At 42.4% G+C, this 23,465-nt stretch carries 18 protein-coding genes and 2 CRISPR repeat arrays; of the genes, 4 read left to right on the forward strand and 14 right to left on the reverse strand.

Translation table 11 applies throughout. The annotated features are described in order from the left end of the window. Positions 1-6: 6 nt before the first annotated feature. Positions 7-1,032, reverse strand: a complete 1,026-nt coding sequence (locus tag JO375_RS14480) for a LacI family DNA-binding transcriptional regulator (RefSeq protein ID WP_229525134.1) — start codon at positions 1,030-1,032, stop codon at positions 7-9. A gap of 511 nt (positions 1,033-1,543) precedes the next feature. On the opposite strand from JO375_RS14480, the gene JO375_RS14485 reads away from it, so the two are divergent. From JO375_RS14485 to JO375_RS14500, 4 genes are all read left to right on the forward strand, one after another. Further along, complete coding sequence (locus JO375_RS14485; RefSeq protein WP_229525183.1) at positions 1,544-2,428, forward strand: ABC transporter permease; 885 nt, start codon at positions 1,544-1,546, stop codon at positions 2,426-2,428. A 14-nt stretch (positions 2,429-2,442) separates the two neighbouring features. Then, positions 2,443-3,324 carry a carbohydrate ABC transporter permease gene (locus tag JO375_RS14490; protein ID WP_229525135.1) on the forward strand — a complete coding sequence of 294 codons (882 nt, stop codon included), beginning with the start codon at positions 2,443-2,445 and terminating at the stop codon, positions 3,322-3,324. 18 nt (positions 3,325-3,342) lie between these two features. Beyond that, positions 3,343-4,962 (forward strand): ABC transporter substrate-binding protein, encoded by a 1,620-nt coding sequence (locus tag JO375_RS14495; RefSeq protein ID WP_229525136.1) that lies wholly within the window; start codon positions 3,343-3,345, stop codon positions 4,960-4,962. 88 nt (positions 4,963-5,050) lie between these two features. Further along, positions 5,051-6,637, forward strand: coding sequence for a glycoside hydrolase family 32 protein (locus tag JO375_RS14500; protein ID WP_229525137.1), 1,587 nt, complete (start codon positions 5,051-5,053; stop codon positions 6,635-6,637). Positions 6,638-6,993: 356 nt separating this feature from the next. On the opposite strand, the gene JO375_RS25075 is transcribed toward JO375_RS14500, so the two are convergent. From JO375_RS25075 to JO375_RS14560, 13 genes are all read right to left on the reverse strand, one after another. After that, positions 6,994-7,317 (reverse strand): Mu transposase C-terminal domain-containing protein, encoded by a 324-nt coding sequence (locus JO375_RS25075; RefSeq protein WP_377532357.1) that lies wholly within the window; start codon positions 7,315-7,317, stop codon positions 6,994-6,996. Next, positions 7,314-7,679, reverse strand: a complete 366-nt coding sequence (locus tag JO375_RS14505; RefSeq protein WP_229525138.1) for a TnsA endonuclease N-terminal domain-containing protein — start codon at positions 7,677-7,679, stop codon at positions 7,314-7,316. Before JO375_RS14505 ends, JO375_RS25075 begins: the two co-directional genes overlap by 4 nt. Before the next feature lie 462 nt (positions 7,680-8,141). Further along, entirely contained in the window at positions 8,142-9,269 is a 1,128-nt protein-coding gene (locus JO375_RS14510) for a serine hydrolase domain-containing protein (protein WP_229525139.1), read from the reverse strand. Between the two features lie 457 nt (positions 9,270-9,726). After that, positions 9,727-11,241, reverse strand: a complete 1,515-nt coding sequence (locus tag JO375_RS14515; protein WP_229525140.1) for an SAVED domain-containing protein — start codon at positions 11,239-11,241, stop codon at positions 9,727-9,729. 1,333 nt (positions 11,242-12,574) lie between these two features. After that, positions 12,575-13,271: a CRISPR direct-repeat array (repeat unit 32 nt; unit sequence ATTTCAATCCACGCACTCACATGGAGTGCGAC). 194 nt (positions 13,272-13,465) lie between these two features. Beyond that, a complete protein-coding gene (gene cmr6, locus JO375_RS14520; RefSeq protein ID WP_229525141.1) occupies positions 13,466-14,257 on the reverse strand; it encodes a type III-B CRISPR module RAMP protein Cmr6 in 792 nt (263 codons plus the stop codon). Further along, positions 14,254-14,640 (reverse strand): type III-B CRISPR module-associated protein Cmr5, encoded by a 387-nt coding sequence (gene cmr5 / locus JO375_RS14525; RefSeq protein WP_229525142.1) that lies wholly within the window; start codon positions 14,638-14,640, stop codon positions 14,254-14,256. Before cmr5 ends, cmr6 (JO375_RS14520) begins: the two co-directional genes overlap by 4 nt. After that, the gene (gene cmr4 / locus JO375_RS14530) at positions 14,637-15,539 is read right to left on the reverse strand and encodes a type III-B CRISPR module RAMP protein Cmr4 (protein ID WP_229525143.1); all 903 of its coding nucleotides are present in this window, start codon (positions 15,537-15,539) and stop codon (positions 14,637-14,639) included. The genes cmr5 and cmr4 overlap by 4 nt, the downstream gene beginning before the upstream one ends. Positions 15,540-15,572: 33 nt before the next feature. Continuing rightward, positions 15,573-16,835 carry a type III-B CRISPR module-associated protein Cmr3 gene (gene cmr3, locus JO375_RS14535; RefSeq protein WP_229525144.1) on the reverse strand — a complete coding sequence of 421 codons (1,263 nt, stop codon included), beginning with the start codon at positions 16,833-16,835 and terminating at the stop codon, positions 15,573-15,575. Beyond that, positions 16,804-18,636 (reverse strand): type III-B CRISPR-associated protein Cas10/Cmr2, encoded by a 1,833-nt coding sequence (gene cas10, locus JO375_RS14540; RefSeq protein WP_229525145.1) that lies wholly within the window; start codon positions 18,634-18,636, stop codon positions 16,804-16,806. Before cas10 ends, cmr3 begins: the two co-directional genes overlap by 32 nt. Then, positions 18,606-19,976, reverse strand: coding sequence for a type III-B CRISPR module RAMP protein Cmr1 (gene cmr1 / locus JO375_RS14545; RefSeq protein ID WP_229525146.1), 1,371 nt, complete (start codon positions 19,974-19,976; stop codon positions 18,606-18,608). The genes cas10 and cmr1 overlap by 31 nt, the downstream gene beginning before the upstream one ends. Before the next feature lie 142 nt (positions 19,977-20,118). Continuing rightward, on the reverse strand, positions 20,119-20,985 hold the full coding sequence (locus tag JO375_RS14550) for a DUF6602 domain-containing protein (RefSeq protein WP_229525147.1): 867 nt from the start codon (positions 20,983-20,985) through the stop codon (positions 20,119-20,121). A gap of 442 nt (positions 20,986-21,427) precedes the next feature. Then, a CRISPR array of direct repeats spans positions 21,428-22,000; the repeat unit is 32 nt; unit sequence ATTTCAATCCACGCACTCACATGGAGTGCGAC. Between the two features lie 326 nt (positions 22,001-22,326). Beyond that, positions 22,327-22,740 (reverse strand): type III-B CRISPR module RAMP protein Cmr6, encoded by a 414-nt coding sequence (gene cmr6, locus JO375_RS14555; RefSeq protein ID WP_267497706.1) that lies wholly within the window; start codon positions 22,738-22,740, stop codon positions 22,327-22,329. A gap of 95 nt (positions 22,741-22,835) precedes the next feature. Further along, on the reverse strand, positions 22,836-23,177 hold the full coding sequence (locus tag JO375_RS14560; protein ID WP_229525149.1) for a helix-turn-helix domain-containing protein: 342 nt from the start codon (positions 23,175-23,177) through the stop codon (positions 22,836-22,838). Between the last annotated feature and the right edge of the window lie 288 nt (positions 23,178-23,465).

A 23,465-nucleotide genomic window follows, 5' to 3' on the forward strand; every position in this document is an offset into this window, starting at 1 on the left:
GCAGATTTAGTTTAGAGCAGGCGTCGAGTCCCGGTATACGATATCCGTTGCCACATGGGTCACTCGGTAGGGCATGTTATTGTCTTTGATTCTGGATAATAACATTTCGGCTGAAATAATACCCATCTGACTACTGTAAATATGTACGGTTGTAAGATGGGGCTCGACAACCCGGGATTCCGAAGCATCATCGAACCCGCAGACAGCAACATCTTCGGGGACTTTAATCCCCTTGTTCTTCAACGATTTTATCACGTGGATGGCAATGAAATCATTGGCGCAAATAAAGACGGAGGGACAATCCCTCAGGGCATCTAATTGTTGCTCCATCTCTATAAAGAAGTTGCGGTCCGGTGCTACAATGCTATGGGCAGGATCCAGGGGGATTCCGGCTTCTGCCAGGGCTTTATTGAATCCGGTCCAACGTTCATTGAAGCTTTTACAGTGATTGTAATCGCCTACAAAACCGAAGCTCTCATATCCATGATCTATTAATTTCCGGGTAACACAGTATGTGCTGTGCTCATTTTCCATTAATACCAGGTCCGCCTTTAATTCCGGATACACTATATCCGCAGCGCAATCAATAAAAATGGTTGGGATGCCAAGATCCGTGATCAGCTTGCTGTATTCCTTGTTGAACATTTCGATGCAGAAGATGCCAGCCACGTTCGAAGGCTCGAAATTACCAGGTAGGGTCATCGTATTGATGTCGTTCTCACGGACAAAAAAAATGGATAAAGTGTAGCCCTGGTTGCTGATTTCCTTCTCCAGCCCGCTGATAAGCAGCGATCCAAAGTGTGAGCTATTGGGAAGATTACAGGTCATAAGTGCGATATTGCCTTGTTTTTCAGAGGCTGTTTCCATATAAGAAAACTGTTTGTACTTAAGTTCCACTGCTTTTTTGATTACCTTGTCTCTGGTATTGGCAGGAATACTCTCCACTCCATTAAGCGCCTTGGATGCAGTGTTTCTGGAAATCCCCAAGGCATCAGCGATGTCCTGAATAGTAACCTTAGACTTTCTCGTCATATTGTTCCACCTTATTCTCCCTATTTAAGTTTTTAAGTTTCTTCATATCTATAAATATATAGTATTTTTATGTTTTTAACAAATGATTTATTCAAATGAACAAGCTAATTTTACATTTATACAACTTTTATGCAGCATTTTTAGAGAGTTAGTTTTGGAAGTAATACATTTTTCTTGTTTATGCATTTATGATGAATTTATTTGCCCAAAATATATTGACTTATTAAATGTCCATCTGTTAAATTGTAAGAGTAAAAATGTTCAAATGTAAAATGTAAACCCATTCATTTTGCGAAAGTGTAAATTGCTAGTTCTGTTGGAGGTGGGGACATTACCAGCTTGAAAAACATCTTGGTGAATTATGTCAGAGAAATGACATAACATGGCTTATGATTTGTTTTTTTATAACAAGCCGTGAACAGTAGGAGGGAAAAGATTGGCAAACTCGATCGTTCAAAAAAGGGGAGTTAGGGCTTCAGAAACAAAAAAAGTAAACCATTGGCTAAGCTACATGGTTCGAAATTATATATTATATTTGTTTCTGGTTCCGTCCATAATTCTAACCGTCATTTTCAAGTATGTTCCCATGTACGGCTCGATCATTGCGTTTAAAAATTTCAGTCCACGTAAAGGTATCGTGGATAGCGAATGGGTTGGCTTTGAACATTTTCAGCGGTTTCTTTCGTCGCCAAATTTTTACGACATTTTAATGAATACGCTTAAATTAAGCGCTTACGGTCTTATTCTCGGTTTCCCAGTACCCATCATTCTGGCCTTAATGCTAAATTTGATCCGAGGAGCGAAGCTTAAGAAAAATATCCAGCTTATTGTATACGCGCCTAACTTTATCTCGGTTGTTGTTGTTGCTGGCATGTTGTTTGTTTTTCTATCGCCAACTGGAATAGTGAATGCTATGGTAACAACTTTTACCGGTAAGCCAATTTCTTTTATGACTGACCCTGCATATTTCCGAACGGTATATATTTTGTCCGGTATATGGCAAACAGCGGGCTGGTCCTCTATCATTTATGTGGCCACCTTGTCCAATGTGGACCCGCAGCTGCATGACGCTGCAACAATTGATGGCGCTTCTTTGATCAAGAGAATCTTACACATTGATCTGCCGGCTCTCAAACCCGTTATGGCCGTCCTGTTTATTCTCGCTGCAGGAGGTATCATGTCGATCGGTTATGAAAAGGCTTACCTAATGCAAACAGCACTGAACACGCCAACCTCTGAAATCATCGCGACCTATGTATACAAGGTGGGGTTGCAATCCGGTGATTATGCCTACTCTACGGCAATCGGGTTATTCAATTCCGTGATTAATGTAGTCTTGCTGATTTTCGTAAATACCGTTGTCAAGAAGCTGAACGAAGGGGAAGGGCTGTATTAGAAAAGGAGGTATTCATGGATATTCATTACACCGGGAAGGACCGGATTTTGCTCATCATCAATTATATTCTGCTTGGATTGTTTGTTCTCGCTATTCTGTTACCACTGATTTATGTGGTGCTTGCATCCTTTTTGACTCCAAACACCCTGATTACCAAAGGGCTGGCCATTACATCATCTGATTGGACAGTCACAGGATATGCCAAAATCCTAAACAACAGTGCCATGGTCCGTGGTTTTTTTAATGCTATTTTTTATTCAGCAGCCTTTGCGTTCGCAACCGTATTTTTTTCCGTCTTCGCAGCTTACCCGCTTGCGATTGAAGGGCTGGTCGGGAAACGGCCGATTATGATCTTTTTCCTGATTACGATGTTTTTCGGTGGCGGTCTAATTCCGACCTATCTCGTGGTTAAGGATTTAGGCATGCTGAATACGGTGTGGGCCATAATTCTCCCCGGCTCGATTAGCGTGTTCAATATTATTTTGGCAAAGACTTACTTCCAGGGGCTTCCCAAAGAACTGTTCCAGGCCGCGAGCATAGATGGAGCTTCCGAGCTCAGTATTTTCTTTAAAATCGTCCTGCCGTTGTCGAAGCCTATTATCTTTGTTCTAGCATTATACGCTTTTGTTGGGCAGTGGAACTCTTATTTCGACGCCATGATTTATCTCGATGATCCGAAGTTGTTTCCGCTTCAACTGGTGCTACGCTCCATTCTGATACAGAATCAGGTTCAGCCCGGTATGATTGCCGATGCAATGGCGCAAGCGGAGCTTAAGAAATTGTCCGAAATGATTAAATATTCTGCTATTGTCATATCAAGTTTGCCCTTGATTGTCATGTATCCATTCTTTCAGAAGTATTTCGAAAAGGGTGCAATGGTAGGTTCGATCAAATAATACACCGGGGGAATAGAGATGAAAAAAACATTACTAACCTTGTCAGTGCTGGTACTTTCTACTTCATTGCTTGCCGGATGCGGCGGTGCGGACAATAATTCTGCTGCATCCGAAGATTACAAGCTAAACAATGTCACTTTGCCGCTTAAAGAGAAAGTTAGCTTGCATTTTATGACTCAAAGCTCGCCGCTGGCACCTTCCGATCCAAATGAAAAGCTGATCTATAAAAGACTGGAAGAAAAAACGGGTGTGCATATCGACTTTACCAACTTCACCTCTGATTCTTTCATTGAGAAAAGAAACCTGGCGGTTGCCAGCGGGGATCTTCCAGATGCCATACTAGATGCGGGATATTCCGACTACGATTTATTGAACCTCGGAAAGGATGGAACCATTATCCCGCTGGAGGATTTGATAGATAAATATATGCCGAATTTACAGAAGGTATTGAAAGCAGCGCCTGAGTATAGATCCATGATGACTGCACAGGATGGGCACATTTATGCTTTTCCCTGGATTGAGGAGCTGGGAGCCGGGAAGGAAAGCATTCATTCTGTAAATGCTATGCCATGGATTAATGTAGAATGGCTGAAAAAACTGGGGCTTCAAATGCCAAAAAACACCGAGGACTTAAAAAAAGTCCTGGTCGCATTTAAAAATGGCGACCCTAACGGAAATGGCAAAGCAGATGAAATTCCGTTGTCCTTCATACTCAATAATGGCAATGAGGACCTGAATTTTCTATTCGGATCATTCGGTCTTGGAGACAACGGCGATCATACGGTAGTCACCAATGAGGGGAAAGTGGTCTTCACCGCCGATCAGGACGGTTACAAAGAGGGGATTAAATACCTTAATGAGCTGTATAAACTTAACCTGATCGACGAGGAGTCATTCGAGCAGGATTATAACACGTATCTGGCCAAAGGCCAGAGTGAAAGATATGGCCTCTACTTCCAATGGGATAAGGCGAATATTTCAGGTGACAACGATAAATATGATTTGATGAATCCACTCGCGGGACCAAGCGGTGAAGTCAATGTAACCCGGACGAACAATTTCGGCTTTGACCGGGGCAGAATGGTGATTACCAGCGCCAACAAAAATCTCGAGCTTACGGCAAAATGGATTGACCAGCTATATGATCCCATCCAGTCCGTACAGGACAACTGGGGTACCTACGGCGATAAATCTCAGCAGAACATTTTTGAGTACAATGAAGCGAGTCATATGCTGAAGCATCTTCCGCTTAAGGGAACTGCCCCTGTCGAGCTACGGCAAAAAACGAATATCGGTGGTCCATTGGCAATTCTTGATGAGTATTATGGAAACGTTACGACCAAGCCCGCCGATGCAGAGGGTCGGCTTAAATTGATGAAGGAAAGACTCGTTCCTTATATGAAGGCTGATCATAATTTCCCGAAAGTCTTCTTCTCGCTTGAGGACCAAAAGCAGATCTCCACACTGGAAACCGATTTGTTTGCTTACGTTAACCGTAAACGGGCGGAATGGATCAAAACGGGCAAAGTTGAGGAAGAATGGGCGGAATATAAGGCAGAGCTGTCCAGGCTGGGACTTGACAAATGGCTACAAATCAAACAGAAAGGCTATGACAGATATATTAAAGATCAAGGCTGAAACATCTAAAAGCTAGCATCTCAAAATACATTTGCCAACGAACAAACTCAATTAATTCACTAAAATACCTTATCAAGTCAAGAGGAGAGTGGATACCATTAAAGATATAAACCTAACGGACGACAATAGCAGCAGAAAAGAATCACGAAACGGTTATTATAGAGAGACGTACAGACCTCAATTTCATTATTCACCTGGGTATAATTGGATGAATGATCCCAACGGCATGGTTTACTATGAAGGAGAGTACCACCTGTTCTACCAGCATACGCCCCATGATACGCGGCCTGACTTTGGTAGGATGCATTGGGGGCATGCGGTAAGCAAGGATTTAGTGCATTGGGACGAACTCCCACCGGCAATTCCGCCTGGGGAGGACGGAGCGATCTTCTCGGGAAGTGCGGTGGTGGATAAGAACAATACAAGTGGATTTTTCAATGAAGAAGGATCAGGATTGGTAGCAATTTATACGAATGAGGGCAACAGAGCTCAGCCTGGAAAGTCGCAGGTGCAAAGCATTGCTTACAGCAAGGATAAAGGTCGAACCTGGACAAAATATGAAGGCAACCCGGTTTTATTCCCAACGGAAACGCTAGACTTTCGTGATCCGAAGGTGTTTTGGCATGATGAGTCATCAATGTGGATCATGATTCTTGCCGTAAGAGATCGTGTAGAATTTTACTCGTCTCCAAATCTGAAAGAATGGTCTTTTGCAAGCGAATTCGGTTCTGACATTCCGGGTATCCACCGAGGGATATTTGAATGTCCTGATGTATTTCGAGTCCAAGTTGATGAGGATCCGAATACCATGAAGTGGATTCTGATGCTAAGCGTCGGGGATAGGAATGGTGTGAATCCAAACGATCCAGAGCCACCAGCAGGCGGTTCGGGTATGATGTATTTCATAGGCAACTTTGACGGTAAGGCATTTACTTTGGAGGAAATGTTAGAATCTATCGATAGCATCAAATGGGTAGACTACGGATCAGATTTTTACGCTGCTGTGACCTGGAGTGGCGTTCCAAACGAGGACGGACGAAAGATTTGGGTTGGCTGGATGAATAATTGGCGTTATGCTACCATGCTGCCTTCGGAGGAATGGCGTGGCCAGACATCAATCCCCCGGGAGATAAAGCTTAGAACTTATCCGGAAGGGCTTCACTTAATCCAAGCACCCATAAGTGAATTAAGTCAGCTAAGAAAACCGATTTTGTCTCTGCAAGATTTGACGATTAAGTCAGGTATGAACGTGTTGTCTGATATTTCTGCGGCAAAGGCAGAAATCATTGCAGAATTTGAAATCGGTACGGCAGTGGAATTCGGGTTTAAAGTGCGGAAGTCTTCCAATCAGGAGACGATCATCGGATATAATATTTCGAGTGGGGAGTTGTTCGTTGATCGGACGAAGTCGAGCGCCACTGATTTCCATTCCGATTTCACAGCAAAACACAAGGCCCCAATGAAACCAGAGCATGGACGGGTACAGTTGAGTATTTATGTGGATTGGTCAAGTATCGAGGTCTTCGGCAATCAGGGAAAAGCAATCATTTCAGATATGATTTTCCCTGATTTGGAAAGTAAGGGACTTGAACTCTATGCCATTGGCGGTGAACTAAGGGTCGTATCGCTTCAAATCAATGATATGGTAAGCATTTGGGGAAATGAGACTGTTTAGACAGTAGTTGTGATCATCATTCCAATTGAAACGTTCTTAGCAGCGGCTTGATTCGATGAAATGGTTAAAGCCCGATTGCTTATATGCGTATCTAAATTTGCCCCCGAAACTAATTAAAGTTCTGGACACGTAACCCCCGGTCAGCTCACAACCGTACCGGGATTCGTATCCTTAGAAGTTAGTAAAAATCGGAAGACGACCACGGAGAATCTTAATATATAGTTTTAAAGTGGTAAAAAGGAGTAAGAATTCTTTCCTTGCATCTTACCTATAATAATATGATGATTGATAATAAGATCATATTCTTTACCCAAGGGGGTACCTAGTTCTTGTTTTCAGTTTGGGACAAGAAAGGCTCAGGAAATCGAATAGCAAAAGTACAGCAAGTTATTCGACAAGCAGAAGAAGAAAGTAATTCCCCTAATCAGCTCTCCAAACTCACTACCATCTGGGAGAAACACTCTGATCGTACGAAGATCATCTACATTTATGTGTACATTAACCTTTGTACCAATTAAATGAGCAGATTTTACTAGTAATTCATTACGGTATTCAACTCCCATATATTCGATGTAAGGACGCTTTCCTGAGGAAATACTACCTCGAATAGTTCTAGGTTGTTCGACTTGTGTAAACAGAAATTCTGTACGCTTTGATTCATTTAACAATCTGGGTTTCATTCCTTTCTTGAGCCTTTGATTTTCTGTGCCTCTATTTGTTTCAATGTTCGAGAGTTACGTGGATTTTCGGGATTTAACTCGGATTCATATTTAACCTCACAACATTTTACAGTTCCATTTTTCATCTGAACCCACATGTCAAAAATACTTGTATGTAGCTCACCATTAAAAACATAGCTGATTTTAGGATATTGTTCACAATAAGTTTCCACACCTGGCGAAGTTTCAACTCGTACCCAATGGTCAAATTCCAGGTCACTATAAAGTGTGACCTCCCTCATACCCACTTTAGGTCCGAGCGAACTCCAATAATTATTACCGTATTTAGAACTCCGGGGTACGATATTTGGTGTGTGCATCATAATCATCTCCTTTCAAAACTTTTATTTCCTAATTCCTGAATAATAAACATTTTTCAATGAAAATATTCCTTTTTATTCAGAATATATTCCTTTAAATGCCGTAGAATCTTTCACTCTAATTACCCTATAAATGGCTTGAATAGTATTCATCAGAACACCGTTGAATTTGTAAGTTTCTTGATTTTTCATGAATTTTTATTAATTGATTTAAAACAAAAACCTAATAACAGTTGGTAGTCCTTTTTTTCTTTAACATATACACAAAAGCTGTATTTTGTACATATGTCTATAAATCGAACAAATCCCTTTCCGTATATGGATTTTAATTTAGTGTCATACATCATATATTACAATTTTCAGGCTCAAAATAAATAAGTTCGTGATTAATTTATGTCTGCCGGCACGAATTATGAATGGCCCGACTATAAAACGATGTCGGGCCATTCTTTTCAAGGCATAAAATTATGATTCAACATTACTTAGTTTCTCGCGGATTAGATCAGATACAAGTCGATCGGGAGACCGCTTTCCCCTTCCAACCTTCATACGATTACACAGTACCGCCACTGCAAGGCTTTTCGATGGATCGGCATATCCAATCATACCGCCCAAACCGGCATAGCCGAAAGCCATCGGGTTGCCACCCATGGTATCACCTTCTTGACTAAGGCTATAGCCAAGTCCCAATTTAATGGGAGCGAGCGCAACTTCGTCGATGCCTTCAAAATGCAGTGACGTCGCCTCCACTACGGAAGCTGGCTCGAGCAGACGTCTACCACCATCCACACCGTGGCCAATCAGTGAGGCATACATACACGCTAACGCCTGAGCCGTAGCGACGACATTCACGGCAGGTACGGCCGCTGCATGGAACCAGGGCGAATTCCATTCAGAATTTGTAACTGGGACCAGAGCAGGAGGCAGAACTCGCTTGAAAAGCATGTCATCCGGCATGGAAGCAATCGGTACGGCTTCACCGCTAATCTCAGCTATACGGGATTCTGCTTCCGAGGAAGCACTTAAGTACAGATCCTTTTCAATGCCTAAGGGTTTGCATATCTCGTCATGAACAATTTGAGCAAAAGTCCGCCCATCCGCTCGGGATGCGGTTTCCCCCAAAATCCAGCCGAAGGTCAGACCATGGTAACCAGACTTGCTGCCAGGTTCCCAGATTGGCTCAAGCTTCTCCATCTCGCTGACCATCGCTCGCCATTCCGTGATGAGCCGCATATCCGCGTACGTGGGCATCAAGGGAACTCCTGCCGTATGGGTAAGCGCCTGGCGGAGAGTAATCTTTTCCTTACCATTCGCTCCGAATTCGGGCCAGTAATGGGAAATCCGTTCATCATAAGCTAGTTTGCCCTGTTGGACGAGAATATGAATGGCAGTTGAAACAATGCCTTTGGAGCAAGATTGCACAACGAATAAGGTATCTGAGTCAACGGATCGTCGTCCTGCTGAATCCGCGCTGCCTGAAAAAGCATTCAGAACCAACTCTCCGCGCCAATAGGCTGCTGCTTGAAATCCTGCGCCGATATCGTCTTCCGCGAGTTCATCTAACAACTGCTGGACGTGATTCTGAAGATCCACGAGATTTTGATGTTTTCTAATGAATGGATTGGTCAATGCACTCAACTCCCTTATAATAATTGAACAATAAGGTGCAGAGCCCATCCTTAGAAACGTCACGTGGGCGAACAGAGTTGCTTATGTCCGCCCATGCAAAGGTTCGCCCCTAAGAATAGGCTTTGCATGAGCCGCGTAGCATATTGGCAAAATGATTTGCCATCAAAATCGACCACCTTTCACTGGAAATCATAGCAAAAAATCATCGATGCCTCAACATGAAAAACATATATAAATAAACTTTACAATAAGCACCTCTACTCAAGGTCGGGTGTCATGGACAAAGGTTTGTCCATAGCAACCTATTCCTTAAAGTGGTGTGACCTTTAATCAGATCATTCACTTGATTACCTGTTAGCCGAATTTCTTTAAGGAATCTTGCAAAGTAAGTTGGAATATTCATATGAAAACCTCCATTGTACTAGTGTGGGAGCAAAAAAGAAGGGATATATGATCCATCGCCAGAAAAGTTATGTTCATATAGAACAATCTCCGGAATATTTGCAGCTTGTTGAGCTAAGAAGAAAACAAAGCCATTAGGCGCTGAAATAAAAAAGTGAACTTTCCCCTTTCTTTGATTTGGATTGCGTTTATCTAAAGCTTTGATTACTTGCTCAGCTAGTTTCCAAGCATGCGTACCATCCTTGACAGCTTTAAATCCTTCTGACGGCATACGGAAATGATAAAAGGTCTTCACAGGGAGTTGGCTATTCTCAATATGCCACTCAACATGAGGTTTTACATCACGAGTTACACTAATGGCAACAACCGTATCTCCTTCAGTTGAAGTGCTATCTGAAACCTCTTCGAGGAAAGTTGAATAGCTTTGGTCCTGGCAATGTACATCCGGAATCCATGCAATTAAACCGTCTCCGCGCTGAACAGGAAATGCTCTAACTCCTGATTTAGGATTTAGAGTTAACCCTAAAGCAAAAGTTATGGAGAGGTGTGTGTTGAGTTGAAGCAAGTAGGCATTGCCTGGTGAAAAGACTCCTTTTGTGAACTCTTTTAACTTCTGTGCAATATCTTCGTTCCACGTTTTTCCTGGTTTAATTAGCCGTCCATCGAAGTGGTCACAAAGACATAGTAAGTGGCTAGTCTCTTCCTCTAAATTTTCTGCATAAGAAAGGAAGCTACGAATTCCAACAGAAATCTCATCTATGATTAATTGCAGGCCTGTATATAGTCCCTCTCTTCGGCACAAACTCAATAGAGTTTCCTTGTTGAAGCGCTTACTTCCTTTGCTTGCACAATTAACGATTAAATCGTTATAAGGATTTACGAGCACTTTAAAATCAATGGGCCTAAGCCCTGCAAGCATTAATTTTGAATTAAGCAGATCTCTAATTAACATAGAAATACCGGGTTTACTATGCTGAATGCGGATACTTCTCAAGATTTTCCGCAGCTCTCCTTCATCATTTAACCCAAGGTGTTTCATCATGGATTTCCGAGCCTGTGCTATTTTAGTTCTCTTTTTTCCGTCAAAAAAGGCATTCAAATTTAACTTATTGTGATGATTATCCAATAAAGTCTCTAAAAGATCGCCTTTTTTTATGTTCCAGAGTGTTATTAAATGAAAACGAGCATTGGTGTACCCTTGCGACAGAGCATCGCGAACACGATCTAAAAACGAGTGTGTGGAGGCATTAATGAAAGAAGGATCAATGAGGTCTAACAATTCAATTTGATGTGTATTCTTAACATGATATTTCACTTGATAAAAGTCCATGGTGATTTCGTCTGCAATATCATAATCACCTGTTATAGGTTCGAAATACTCAACTACAACATCATCAAGAGATTTAATTCGATCATCTTCGTAGTATACTTCTTTAACATTGGTATTATTATGTAGTAACTCGGATGCAAAAAACCAAAAATACAGATTTTGGTACGTCATACCGGCATTTATTGCATCGATGGATTTCCCCATTTATCACAGTCCCATTCTTAGGTTTAAGAACCTATGTTCTCAATATATTATCTCACATAAATCGGTCATATTCAATTGTCTTATCTTAACTTCTAACAATCTCCTAATTTAATTTCATTGGAAAGTGGTTGCATTTCTAGCTGAAAGCCTTGTAAATTGGGTCTCTTCTGCTAAACAATCATGATGAGGAAGCACAACTGACATAAAGGCAAACTCATAAGAAAAAAGCAGGAGTGGGTAAAGACTGAAATTATATACATCTTGATTAAGGAAATATGGAGAATACAGATGAACCTTAAACTCTTGCGGCGAATCGATCCCTTAGATCGGATTAATTGAGAGCGATAACTTTATCACAGTAGTAAGTTCTAATCTCGCCATCAAAATACTTTTCAATGGCACTTATATCTATGTAGGAATATTATCAATGACTTGTCACGAGCCATAAAAACAATTTATGGTTACGAACGGTTGATTGGTCAATGTTGAAAGCTCCTCTTTTGGAGATATCAAAACGTTGAACGAATTCTTTTGGGCACGCTCAATTACTTAACAAAGCTTTTGGCTTGCTTAACTGCTTTACCAATTGTGCGATCGGCATTGATTTGATCTTTTGAATTAAGGGCTCAAATTTGGTTTTGGTTTCACCTACATATAAAAATTTCCTAGACGAGCGGTGATATCTATACCTCCGATTTGTATATTCCTCTTGCATATAAGGAACCTTATTATTAAAACTGTGAAGCCATTTTGCAGGAATCCTCCCGCATACAAGCTTCGTATGTGTCTCCCCGTGTTTCTAAATTTACATTTAGTTTATTTAACAGATGAAGGAAAGTTCGTGAAAAGTCACTTATCATAAATAACGAGGGTACAATAACAACGTCATTCCCCTCGTACACGATAACTGGTTTTAAATACATGTCGTATAGTTTGTCACTGCCAAATTTCGTAAAACGCATTTTTGCTTAGTTATAAATATAAGAACAGTAACTAGTATTTTCCCAATATCATCTTACTGATCCACAAGTACAGAAATAATGGTAGCTTTCCACGAGTTTTCTTATAGTAATGTGTCCTCCATTCTTTTCTGGCTGGCGGGCGTTGAAAAAGTTTCAACGTGTTTTATGATCGCATCAATCCACACACTTATATAGAGTGCGACAAGGACTACGGCCTATTGAAATATGGCATGCAAGTGATTTCAATCCACGCACTCACATGGAGTGCGACGTAAAAACGATATAGTCGCAACACTGGTAGAGGTTATTTCAATCCACGCACTCAATGGAGTGCGACACAAAACAGGAGGAGAATATGGATGAGCAAATATATTTCAATCCACGCACTCACATGGAGTGCGACTCCGAGTTCATGAGCCATCTGCCACGATTTGAATTATTTCAATCCACGCAGTCACATGGAGTGCGACTTCTTGGATGGTATTAAAGTTGGCGCCGATGCTGCATTTCAATCCACGCACTCACATGGAGTGCGACTTTGATCACACAATATGATAAGTGGACGTATGGGGCTATTTCAATCCACGCACTCACATGGAGTGCGACGCAGAAGCATTTATCAACGATAATAACTTAATAATTATTTCAATCCACGCACTCACATGGAGTGCGACGGTAACAACATCAAAATCATTAGATTCAACATTATTTCAATCCACGCACTCACATGGAGTGCGACCGGGAAACGATCTGTATGGTTTTATACCAGCGCTATTTCAATCCACGCACTCACATGGAGTGCGACTGCTCTTTGCGCTGATTCACTAGGATCGGCAAAATTTCAATCCACGCACTCACATGGAGTGCGACACCCAATATCATCGGGTTTATGATAATCAGGCAGAATTTCAATCCACGCACTCACATGGAGTGCGACTTTCCTCACCAGCAAACGGGCCTTCGATAATCTGATTTCAATCCACGCACTCACATGGAGTGCGACTGTTAAAGTAAGGAAGTGGATTGAAAACTCTTAATTTCAATCCACGCACTCACATGGAGTGCGACAGCGAAAATGCAGTAATTCATACCCTAATGATATCAATTCCAAACATTATCGCAAAAAAACGATGCCAAAAAGGCTTTAATCAAACATTGACTTTTACTGAAGGTAACTGATCCAATTACTTTTCGACAAATTTCGAGGTGCGAAGGACCCGGGGATTTTATGTGAGCTTCACATTCGCACCTTCATAATTCTGTCATTCAATCTCTAACAGTCTTCCATATCCTGCGTTGGTCTTCCCGCCAATGCCTTCCTCTCTTAGCGCTCCGAGTAGGATTGTTTTTGCCAAACTTAGCCACTTCATAGCTGATTCCTTCTCTCCCTCACAGGTTAATGTAATTCCAAAGTGAGCCGACGCTGAAAGAAATGGAATAGGGACGGGAGAATCATCATCACGTGGAGCCTTGTACTCAATATCATTACGATAAGGCTCTACAATAATGCCGTTATAATCCTGATGATGCGCTGTAAGCACATCCTGTTTGAGTGCTTTGCAAACTGTTGCTGGAGTAGGAAGAGCATCGTGAAACTGAATAAATCCAGCAGATGTTTGTGATCCAAATAAAATGTTGTAGTCGCTTCCTGTACGCTTCAATGCTGGTTGCTGGTCACCCAGTTGTCGATGTGCATAATGCGAAGCAACACCCTTCAAGGCTGTTCCTGGTAGGTAAGGCACACCATAAATGCAATGTAGCGCAAGACTAGTCTCAAGCACGGAATTCCCTCCGTGCCCAATAACGAGTGGCGTTTGTGATCTAACCTGGATATGCAATGATGTAGTTTCTCCATAGCTCTCCTTCTTGTAGTATCGGTCATGGTAATGCTTATACCAGCTTTTTTTTGCCGTTGTCCAGTCAGCTTCATAAGCCTTGATCAGTTTCTGGTAGAAAACTTGTTTGCCGTCGCCTTTACTAACAACTTGTTCTAAACACAAATCTTTACCCTGCAAACTTGTATCACCCTTGGTGATAGCCAGATGGGCGTTCATAAGATGCCCTCCTGTTCCGGCGCATCCGTTCCTTGTTCGATCTTCAGAATGGCTTCCGCATACCGCTTAAACCAGACGGAGGCACTTAGTACCCGCCGAGACAAGTGAAGATAGTCTGCATTTTGTATTTCAAGTTCTTCTTTCCAAGATTTATCGAGACCAAGCGCATTCCGCATATGCTGCAAATATAAAGCATGAGGACTTTCTACGTTCTTCGACTTCGCCTGAAAGAAGGTAACGGCCAGACGTAAACCGTTGGTCAGAACGAGCGAAGGAAAACGGTGACACAGTTGCCCATATTGCTGGGCAGCGACGGAGTCCTCATCAAGTGACTTTATTCCTTCGAATGCGGCCTGCGCATATTCATGCTGGGATGATTTCATTGATCTCCGCCTCCCGAAAGGCGGCAGCGTACGCGCCCTTTGCCGACACTTGCATTGCCTCCAAGTTGTAAGAATACTTCTTTTTTCAAATGTTGAAGACTGGAAATCCGTTTGGAGATATCTGACGATCCATCTACCCGATCACACCAGATCATCCCGTAAAATATGGCTTCAGTAGGTACATATTCCTCATACCATAGTGCACCCGCTTGCGTAGTTTTTGTTTCTTCCTGTATTCGAATGCGTGGAGTAATCTCACAACACATCGTCGTAAAGTATCTGAATGTGTCGTCCGATACTAATACAAGTCGCTCGATGAACATTTCCTTTGAATAAGGTTCATTTTCATCGAACAGCATATTCGCCAGCCAACTTGCCCAGGTGGTAAAGCCGTGCGATATTTCCGCCTTACCATAGAACTCATCGAGGAAAACTTGCTGTTGACTCACCACTACAGAATCAGTAGTTATCCAAGCGGTCTCATTATTCTTCGCATCTTGCTCAAATTGATCTAAATCTGGAATTTTTAAAGACACCCCCATCGCTGCTGCATCTCGTACTAGGCGTTTCAGTACCATAGGGGAAGTAACATAAGCGAAAGTTCCATATCGGCTGGCTACCGGGAAAGCAAGAATCCGTCCATCGGAAATAACAAGTGCTCCAGCTTCGGCCCCATTGTGATCTGATTTACCGAATGCTTGCTTGAACCAAGCGCTTTCTCCTCCTTCGGCTCGATAGTAGTCTCTCTTTACCCCTTTCATGCTACTCCCAGGAATCATAGGCCATTCAGTCACCTTCTCGCGCATAATAGGCAGATCAATTGCCCCGAGTCCTTCTCCCGAACCGATATGTAGTGGAGACAAACAGTGTATCCAGTACCACTGGCTTACATTTTCCATTTCCCTTGCTCCTTTATTGTAGGTTTTTATTTATTATTTGTTCGTTTGGGGTGGGTTTGAAATGTTCCATTTCCCCCATAAAGCCAGTCCATACCCGTCTTCTTTGTCAAAAGCCTCTTTGCGGCGATTCGTATCCGACACGGATTGTAGCCACATTTCCTTCGCCAAATCAGCCGCATTCCCTTTGGTGACTTCAAAGAAGTATACGCTTCCTGCTGGGACCATACGCCGAACCGCCTTTTCGCTAAACAAATCATCCTTCGAGTAACTCCATCCCGATACAGGATGCCACCGTGGAACACAAGCCCAGCGCAATTGAAGCTCTACTCCACACTTCCATGGATTTTTAGTTTGGAGATTTTCGTCCAGCCAGCCTGGCAACCAACCTTTTCGGAAATAAGCAGGAGTCGCTAATACCATACGAATATATGAGGCTCCCTGCATACTATCTTGAATGGCTACGGGACAAGCCCATGACAAGTCATCTTCCACCTCACTGAAGTGAGCCAATCTGCGTTTGCCCCCCATGGGATGCATCTCTGATATTTTGCCTGTACAGCTGGACGTATGCTCTCCAAAATCAATCTCAGCTTCCACAGTGAAATCTGGTGGAAAAACCAGCGACTCTGTTGAAAATAATTGCTGTTCCTTGGCGGTATACGTCTTGGGGTCGATTGCAGTATGTGTGCGTTCTTCACGAATAAATGCGGGTAGAAAAGGTGTTGTTTCACAAGCTGCGTGCAACGGATTATTTTTCTGATCCAGACGCCATTGATTTAGAAGCTTGGACCATGTTTCTTCTGTCACGGTGCCTGTTAACCAATGCACCATCCGCTCCTTTGAGATGTATGCGGGTGCTTCCTTTATCCCTTTGTGTGTCCCTGCTCCAAGTGGCGGCCAGAGCACATCTGCTAGACGTCCTTCCTGACCCACGCCAAAGAATCCCTGTCTGCCATGTTGAGCCCCTGTCAAGTTAACAGGTCGAATGAATCGGATACTTGCTTCCCCATGTTCTTCATACATTTCAGCGTCCTGAGGCATGGCAAAATACAAGTTTTCTCGGTATTTATATATCGGACCTCGAACATTCAATTTAGAAAAATGGTTAAGGCTGAGGGAGGACTTTCCTTCCTGTGCTTGTTCCCTTTTAGCCAGCATCGTGCGGATTGTACCCGCAAGCATACTTGGCGTGACATCACTTAATGTGTGGGCCCGGATTCCCGGTGTAGCGCTGAACGGTCTTCCGTCCCGTACCATAATAGGATCAAGAGGTTTTACTTGCAGTCGTTTCTTCATAAGTCGTTCCCACCTTTTCCAGATGAATCGTCAAAATGAGTTGCTCTGCCAATATCCGCAATCGTTCTAATGGCTCTGTTTCGGTATCATAAAGTTCCTTCAACTTAGGAATCCACTGTTTTTTAAAAGTCGCCTTGTCTATGCTTTCCGGCTTCTTCTTGAACGCCAGACGCTCAATCTCCATCCAGAGTAATTCTGCGAGCAATTTCGGATCACAAAGCCACGCTGACCCTGTATCCATTTCCTTGTAAATTTGGTATGTTCTACGGAGTTCATAGGCAAATTGGGCAGAAAAAAACTTTTTATACTCGTGTAACACTTTCATTTGCTCCACTGGATTATCTTCGAACGGCAGTGCTACTTTCATCAGATCGCCTCCACCCCGTTTGTGGAAGTGAACCTCCAATGCATTACGTGTTTTTTTGGCCTGTCGTTCTGCTTCATGTGCCATTCTACGTACTTCTTCAAGGGGTTCCAGCATATGAGTGATTACAATCCCCACAGAAAGAGTCGGGACAGAAATAACAGACCCTAATATTTCAATAAAAGACTTACGCAACTCATTGGCTGCATTCAAACATGTATGTACTGGCAAATAAGCCATAACATCATCTCCGCCACCATAAACGAGTTGTCCCTGATGATTTTTCATAATTTTTGCTGCTTGCAGAGCAAATCTGGAGAGCGCTTGAGAAAAATGTATATGGCTCTGTTCATCCTTAATGTTGCGAAGATGTTCCCCCATGCGATCACCATCAGCGATTAGAAAAGCATAATAAGGAGTTGGACGGACAAAATTAAACTGATGATCCCTTGATTTCTTCTCCAACTGGACATACATCCGTTCCAACTCGTTCGCTATAGAATCTTTGAGGTTCTCTTGATGTTCCTTGGGAACCATAACGCATTCTTCAAGATAATCCCCGATTCGGCGTTCATAAAAAAGACGCGCGTCATAGGAATTGGAATCTAGCTTGTTTATTGTCTTTAAATTCTCTTTTCCCAACAATTCATTCACGGTATGCAAATAATCAGTCACTGCCGAACCTATGAAAGTCACATCACGAATTTGGTCTTGGAAAGGCAGAAAGGCTGTCTCGCAAACCGAAAGAAACCGCTCTTGGTCAGGGTGAAGTACTAAAGACAAACGCTTAATGACGGAGATGGCGTCTAAGGTCTCATATTCTTTAATTCCCAACCGTAAAAGCCGCCCAATGTTCCTATCGTGGTTGATCCACACTGATTCACGACCGCCGTCCAGAGAAGATTTTTTCTCACCGTACATCGCGCCTGGGTCATTCTGCTTAAAATCCCTTAGCGTCTTACGGGCAGCTAATAATTGTTCCGTTTTGCTTAATGCCTCATCGTAATGTAGTCCTTGCATCGCTGTCCAAGCCGCTTGAAACTCAAGTAAATCGCTGACTTGACGATCCCACGTGCGTATATTAATAATTCGCCCAATTTTCTCCTCAGCCGCTCTGGCATACTCCTTCCACTTGCCTTGGATAGCTCTTCTGACTTGCCAAGCAATCTTGCTAGGCTGATCTGTATTCATTATCCCAAGAATCTTGTTTGGTGCACTTATCTTCTCTACTTGTTCGGAGTTTGTGTCTATCGCCATCGCAGGAAAAACCAATCGGCCACCCAGTTCCTGAAATTCCTGAGCTCCCGCTATGCTTAATTCAGAGAGCAAATACGAGCCAAACCATAAATCTCGCGTTCTACGTGCCTGGGCGATAAATTCTTGCACGGGTCCGATGGAAAACATCATCAGTATCTCTTCAGATTTGTGCTCTCGCAAAATTTTTCGACCTCCTTACTGTTTAAAAAAGCCTCAACAGCAGACGTATAGACTTTTTTATTATCTTGCATAGGGTTATTATCATATGAAACGTTAGGGTAGATTTCTTTTGTTCCAAGTTGCTTTACGATCCTATCGTTTTGCTTTAACTCGGCCCCTTCCAAACGGGGTTGATTTAGGATAGCTATTATTCCAAGCGATTTATGAGGAGTACAGGACAATGGCTTTAAAATCACCGGAGAAGCAAGGCGATCCTTACCTTTGGGAACAAGTTGTGTTTTGTAGGGTTCCTTTTCCCAATGTCTTCTTTTGCGGCGCTCTTCATAAGATAGCTCTTTATCCTCATCCATTTGTTGCTTAAACTCAAAAATAATCGGTAAACCCAGTTGTGCTTTTGGAAAAGAAATTAACTTCTCAGGTTTACTGGCGGGATATTTCTTGTTATGTTTGGGATGTGCCATACCTGTAATCGTTCGAATGGAATCTGCTTCTGGCCAGTGGCTTCTCCCAGGTCTGGGTTTACCTTTTTCTTGGTTTGCACGTCTGCGAAATAAGCGATAAGCTTCTATTGCCTCATGCCAAGCATCTTTTATTTCCTCTATACGGGAACGAGTTTTAATCTGATTGCTAAGCGTTGGCCAATCACGACTTTGATCTGCCTGTAATAGTTTTAATTCGTATTTTTCTATGTGTTTATCAAACCAAGACAAAAAGTGTTCAGGGGTACAGTTATCTATAGTAGGAGAAATCCCATCACAAAATAAACTCCCACACCCTCTACGTGTTCTTGCCCCCACTCCGCCGAAGTTAATCCAAGCCCATAGTGCAGGCTCTATTTCTTTGCGTTCTATTTCTTCAAGATCCATAGATTTTGTGATATCATCGAATGGTTGCTTATAGATGATATGAAGCTTGAATGTGTGCCCTATAGTGTGCTCCACAGAGCTCTTTTTAGCAGCGTCTACCTCTTTACCTGCTGAATATAGCGCATATTTTGGAAAGTGAATTTTACTTGTAGACTCAGTGGATGTTGGCTCAATCCAGATCTTTATGCAACTGGGTCTGCTTGTGTCTCCAAAAATCTCTGCTTCTCGTTTGCGTAGTTCATATACATTTTCATAAGCTGCACCACGCGTTGCCCGCCACCAGAAACGCAACTGTCCCCGCACCGTGCCTGTACGAACCAACCGTTCTGTATCGATCTGTCCTGCCAGATAACCTCCTCCAAACATAGGAGTCACAACGGTTATAGCGTAAACCTTTTGCAGATTAGGATTCTTAGCGATGCTCAGTTCCAGATCGGTGACATTTGTTGTGGGACCTTCCAGTTTTCTTACCATTTGAGTCTCCTTTCTTGATCTATCTATTTAATTGGCATCCTCTTCAATACTGTCGTCCCCGATTGCTGTAAGCTCTCTAAAAGCTTTGGCATAAGCGAAATGAGGAAACAACATAGGGTTATTCAGCAGCATGAGCAACTGGTTAAGCTGGAAGTTTAAGGTCAACAGCGGATTGCCTGGTATTTTCAAGTGACATAGCGTCTTCTGAAAATTTCAGTTCGCTATATTGCCCGCTGTCCACTTGCTGTTTAAACTCTTGCTTATTTTCATCTTTCCAGTTTGAAGGGATCACGTTCATATTACCGAAATTTTGTGCCCCTAGATTCAATTGATCCCCCCACCAGCCGAGCTTTTCATTCTCGTGTTCGACCAGTAAATCAAATTCTCTGACTATTCCTTTACTACCTGGCTCAACTCTTTTTAGCAGAATAAAATCGAACGTTCCTTTAAGCTTCTCTGCAACTTGATGTACGGATGTCTGTTGTTGTCTCTGAAAATTGCTTGCAAGAATAAAAATAGGTCGAGTACGTTGCTGCGTTTTGTTTGTGATCCCAGTTACATAACCCTGCACCATCCGCGCAATGCCTGTTGTTCGTGGTTGTAATTTTTTAATGCTTTCTGTCCATTCTATGATTTTTTCATATTCCCAATTTGAACTTTTGCATTCAATAGCTACCACTACGGCTTCGATTGGAATGAACTTGAGAGTATTATATTGGAAGACGTATGGTGTATACTTCTCATCGTAGACAGCAATATCCACTTCCCTAGATCGGTTATTGTTCGAGTCAATGATAATAACCCCCTGCGCCAAAGAGTATTTGAGAGGGATAATACTTCGAAAAAACTTGACCCACATCTCCTCGCGATAGTTCCCACTAATTGTTCCATGCTCAGAAGCAATATCGATCTCTTCTACCATCATCTGATTCAAGTAACGGTAATTCTGATGAATACGTTCAAATACATTTTCAACCTTACTATCCTTGCTGGCTTTAATTTCTCCCATGTTCTCAGGCCCTTTCTATTAATCTTATATCTGTAATACTTCTTCTTAACTAGCCCTAAAATAATCCAACTCATGTTATGGAATAGGAAAAAAGAACCTGATTAACATAGGTATTAAGGATCATGTTAATTATAATTATGATTGTATGTATTTTACAAGGATAATTCTTCCCAATAATGTTTTATAAATTTTAATTAAATCTTATATTCCAATTAAGTAAAAATTATATTTAGAATCATAAACTGAATACCAAGCTATAATGGGATTTTTCATAAGTCCTGTATAAAAAAAGCCCCCTGTAGATCTCACAAAAAGAGACTCTCAGGGGACGAATGCGGCATAGAGGATATTTTGTTAGCTATAGAGTGACTGCGTATTTCACTCCACGTACTCACAAGGAGGCGACGATCCGTACGAGAATGATGGATGAACTTCCTAATGTATTTCAATCCACGCACTCACATGGAGTGCGACGAGACAAGACCCTATGCCATTTCTCGAAAGCAAAGGAATTTCAATCCACGCACTCACATGGAGTGCGACTAGTTACCATAATAACATAATCGTGAAAACATTAATTTCAATCCACGCACTCACATGGAGTGCGACTCAGACATACACGTATTTGAAATTACACGAGGTTATTTCAATCCACGCACTCACATGGAGTGCGACTTGATAATGCGATGAACAAACTGGGGATGTACAATCCATTTCAATCCACGCACTCACATGGAGTGCGACGTGGCCTTGTAGGTGGTTCACACCGCCGTGATTCATTTCAATCCACGCACTCACATGGAGTGCGACGGGAATACCGCATGTCGTTTGAAAGCCCGGAACGTATTTCAATCCACGCACTCACATGGAGTGCGACCTGACAAAGTCATAAACACGCCCGATGCTGGTGTAATTTCAATCCACGCACTCACATGGAGTGCGACGCGTGCGCACAGGGAGCGGTGCGCACGTTGTTCAAAATAATTTCAATCCACGCACTCACATGGAGTGCGACAGCGAAAATGCAGTAATTCATATCCTAATGATATCAATTCCACACATTATCGCAAAAAAAGATGCCAAAAAGGCTTGAATCAAGCATTGACTTTACTAAGGTTAACGGATTTAATTACTTTTCGACAAATTTCGAGGTGCGAAGGACCCGGGGATTTTATGTGAGCTTCACATTCGCACCTTCACGATTCTGTTATTCAATCTCTAAGAGTCTTCCATATCCTGCGTTGGTCTTTCCGCCAATGCCTTCCTCTCTTAGCGCTCCGAGTAGGATTGTTTTTGCCAAACTTAGCCACTTCATAGCTGATTCCTTCTCTCCCTCACAGGTTAATGTAATTCCAAAGTGAGCCGACGCAGAAAGAAATGGAATAGGGACGGGAGAATCATCATCACGTGGAGCCTTGTACTCAATATCATTACGATAGGCTCTACAATAATGCCGTTATAATCCTGATGATGCGCTGTATGCACATCCTGTTTGAGTGCTTTGCTAACTGTTGCTGGAGTAGGAAGAGCATCGTGAAACTGAATAAATCCAGCAGATGTTTGTGATCCAAATAAAATGTTGTAGTCGCTTCCTGTACGCTTCAATGCTGGTTGCTGGTCACCCAGTTGTCGATGTGCATAATGCGAAGCAACACCCTTCAAGGCTGTTCCTGGTAAGTAAGCTACACCATAGATGCGATGAAGCGTAAGACTAGTTTCAAGCACGGAATTCCCTCCGTGCCCAGTAACGAACATATTCGTAGAGGATGGCCTGATAGCCCAAGTATCTTTTTAAGCATATAAGCCACAAAGCCGTAATCACAATTTCATTAGTCTTATGATTTTCTCCCTCAATTCAACTGATCATCCAGAATAACATCAATGACTTTTAATATCTTCTTTTGCTCATTTTCATTTCTACTACGTAGCCTGTTCACAATTTCTGTGAGTGTTGACTCGCTCTTCTCTCTGTTCACAGGCTGGATATAACTAAAAAACTCCACCATAGAGAGGTTGAGGGCATTTGTAATTTTATCCAGCACCACGATGGAACAAACTTTTTCAGAACGCTCCAACTTACCAATATAAGTTTCGTGGACATCAGCCTTACTTGCAAGTTCCTCTTGGCTCAATCCACGTAGTTTTCGGAAGTGTCGAATTCCTTCCCCCACCATTTTCATCAAATCAGTCACAGCCATCACCCTATGCAAACCATAGACTAGCCATATAGTTACACTACAGCCTGCCACCTTCTTTTGCGAGATTTATAGAATTCATAGAATTCATGAGCTTCATCGCATCACACCCTCTGATCTATTCATGTCCTAAGTGTAACATCTAACATCGCCCAGCAGACATTCCATTTTGGCATGATTAGTAAAGAGGTCCTCGTCATGCAATTGCAATAGAGCCAGCAAATCCGCGACATCCATAACACGCTGGGGATGTCGCGGAATCTGCACCTCGCTGTTGAACGCCTT

The sequence above is a fragment of the Paenibacillus farraposensis genome (genome assembly GCF_020736845.1).
Classification (GTDB): Bacteria; Bacillota; Bacilli; order Paenibacillales; family Paenibacillaceae; genus Paenibacillus; species Paenibacillus farraposensis.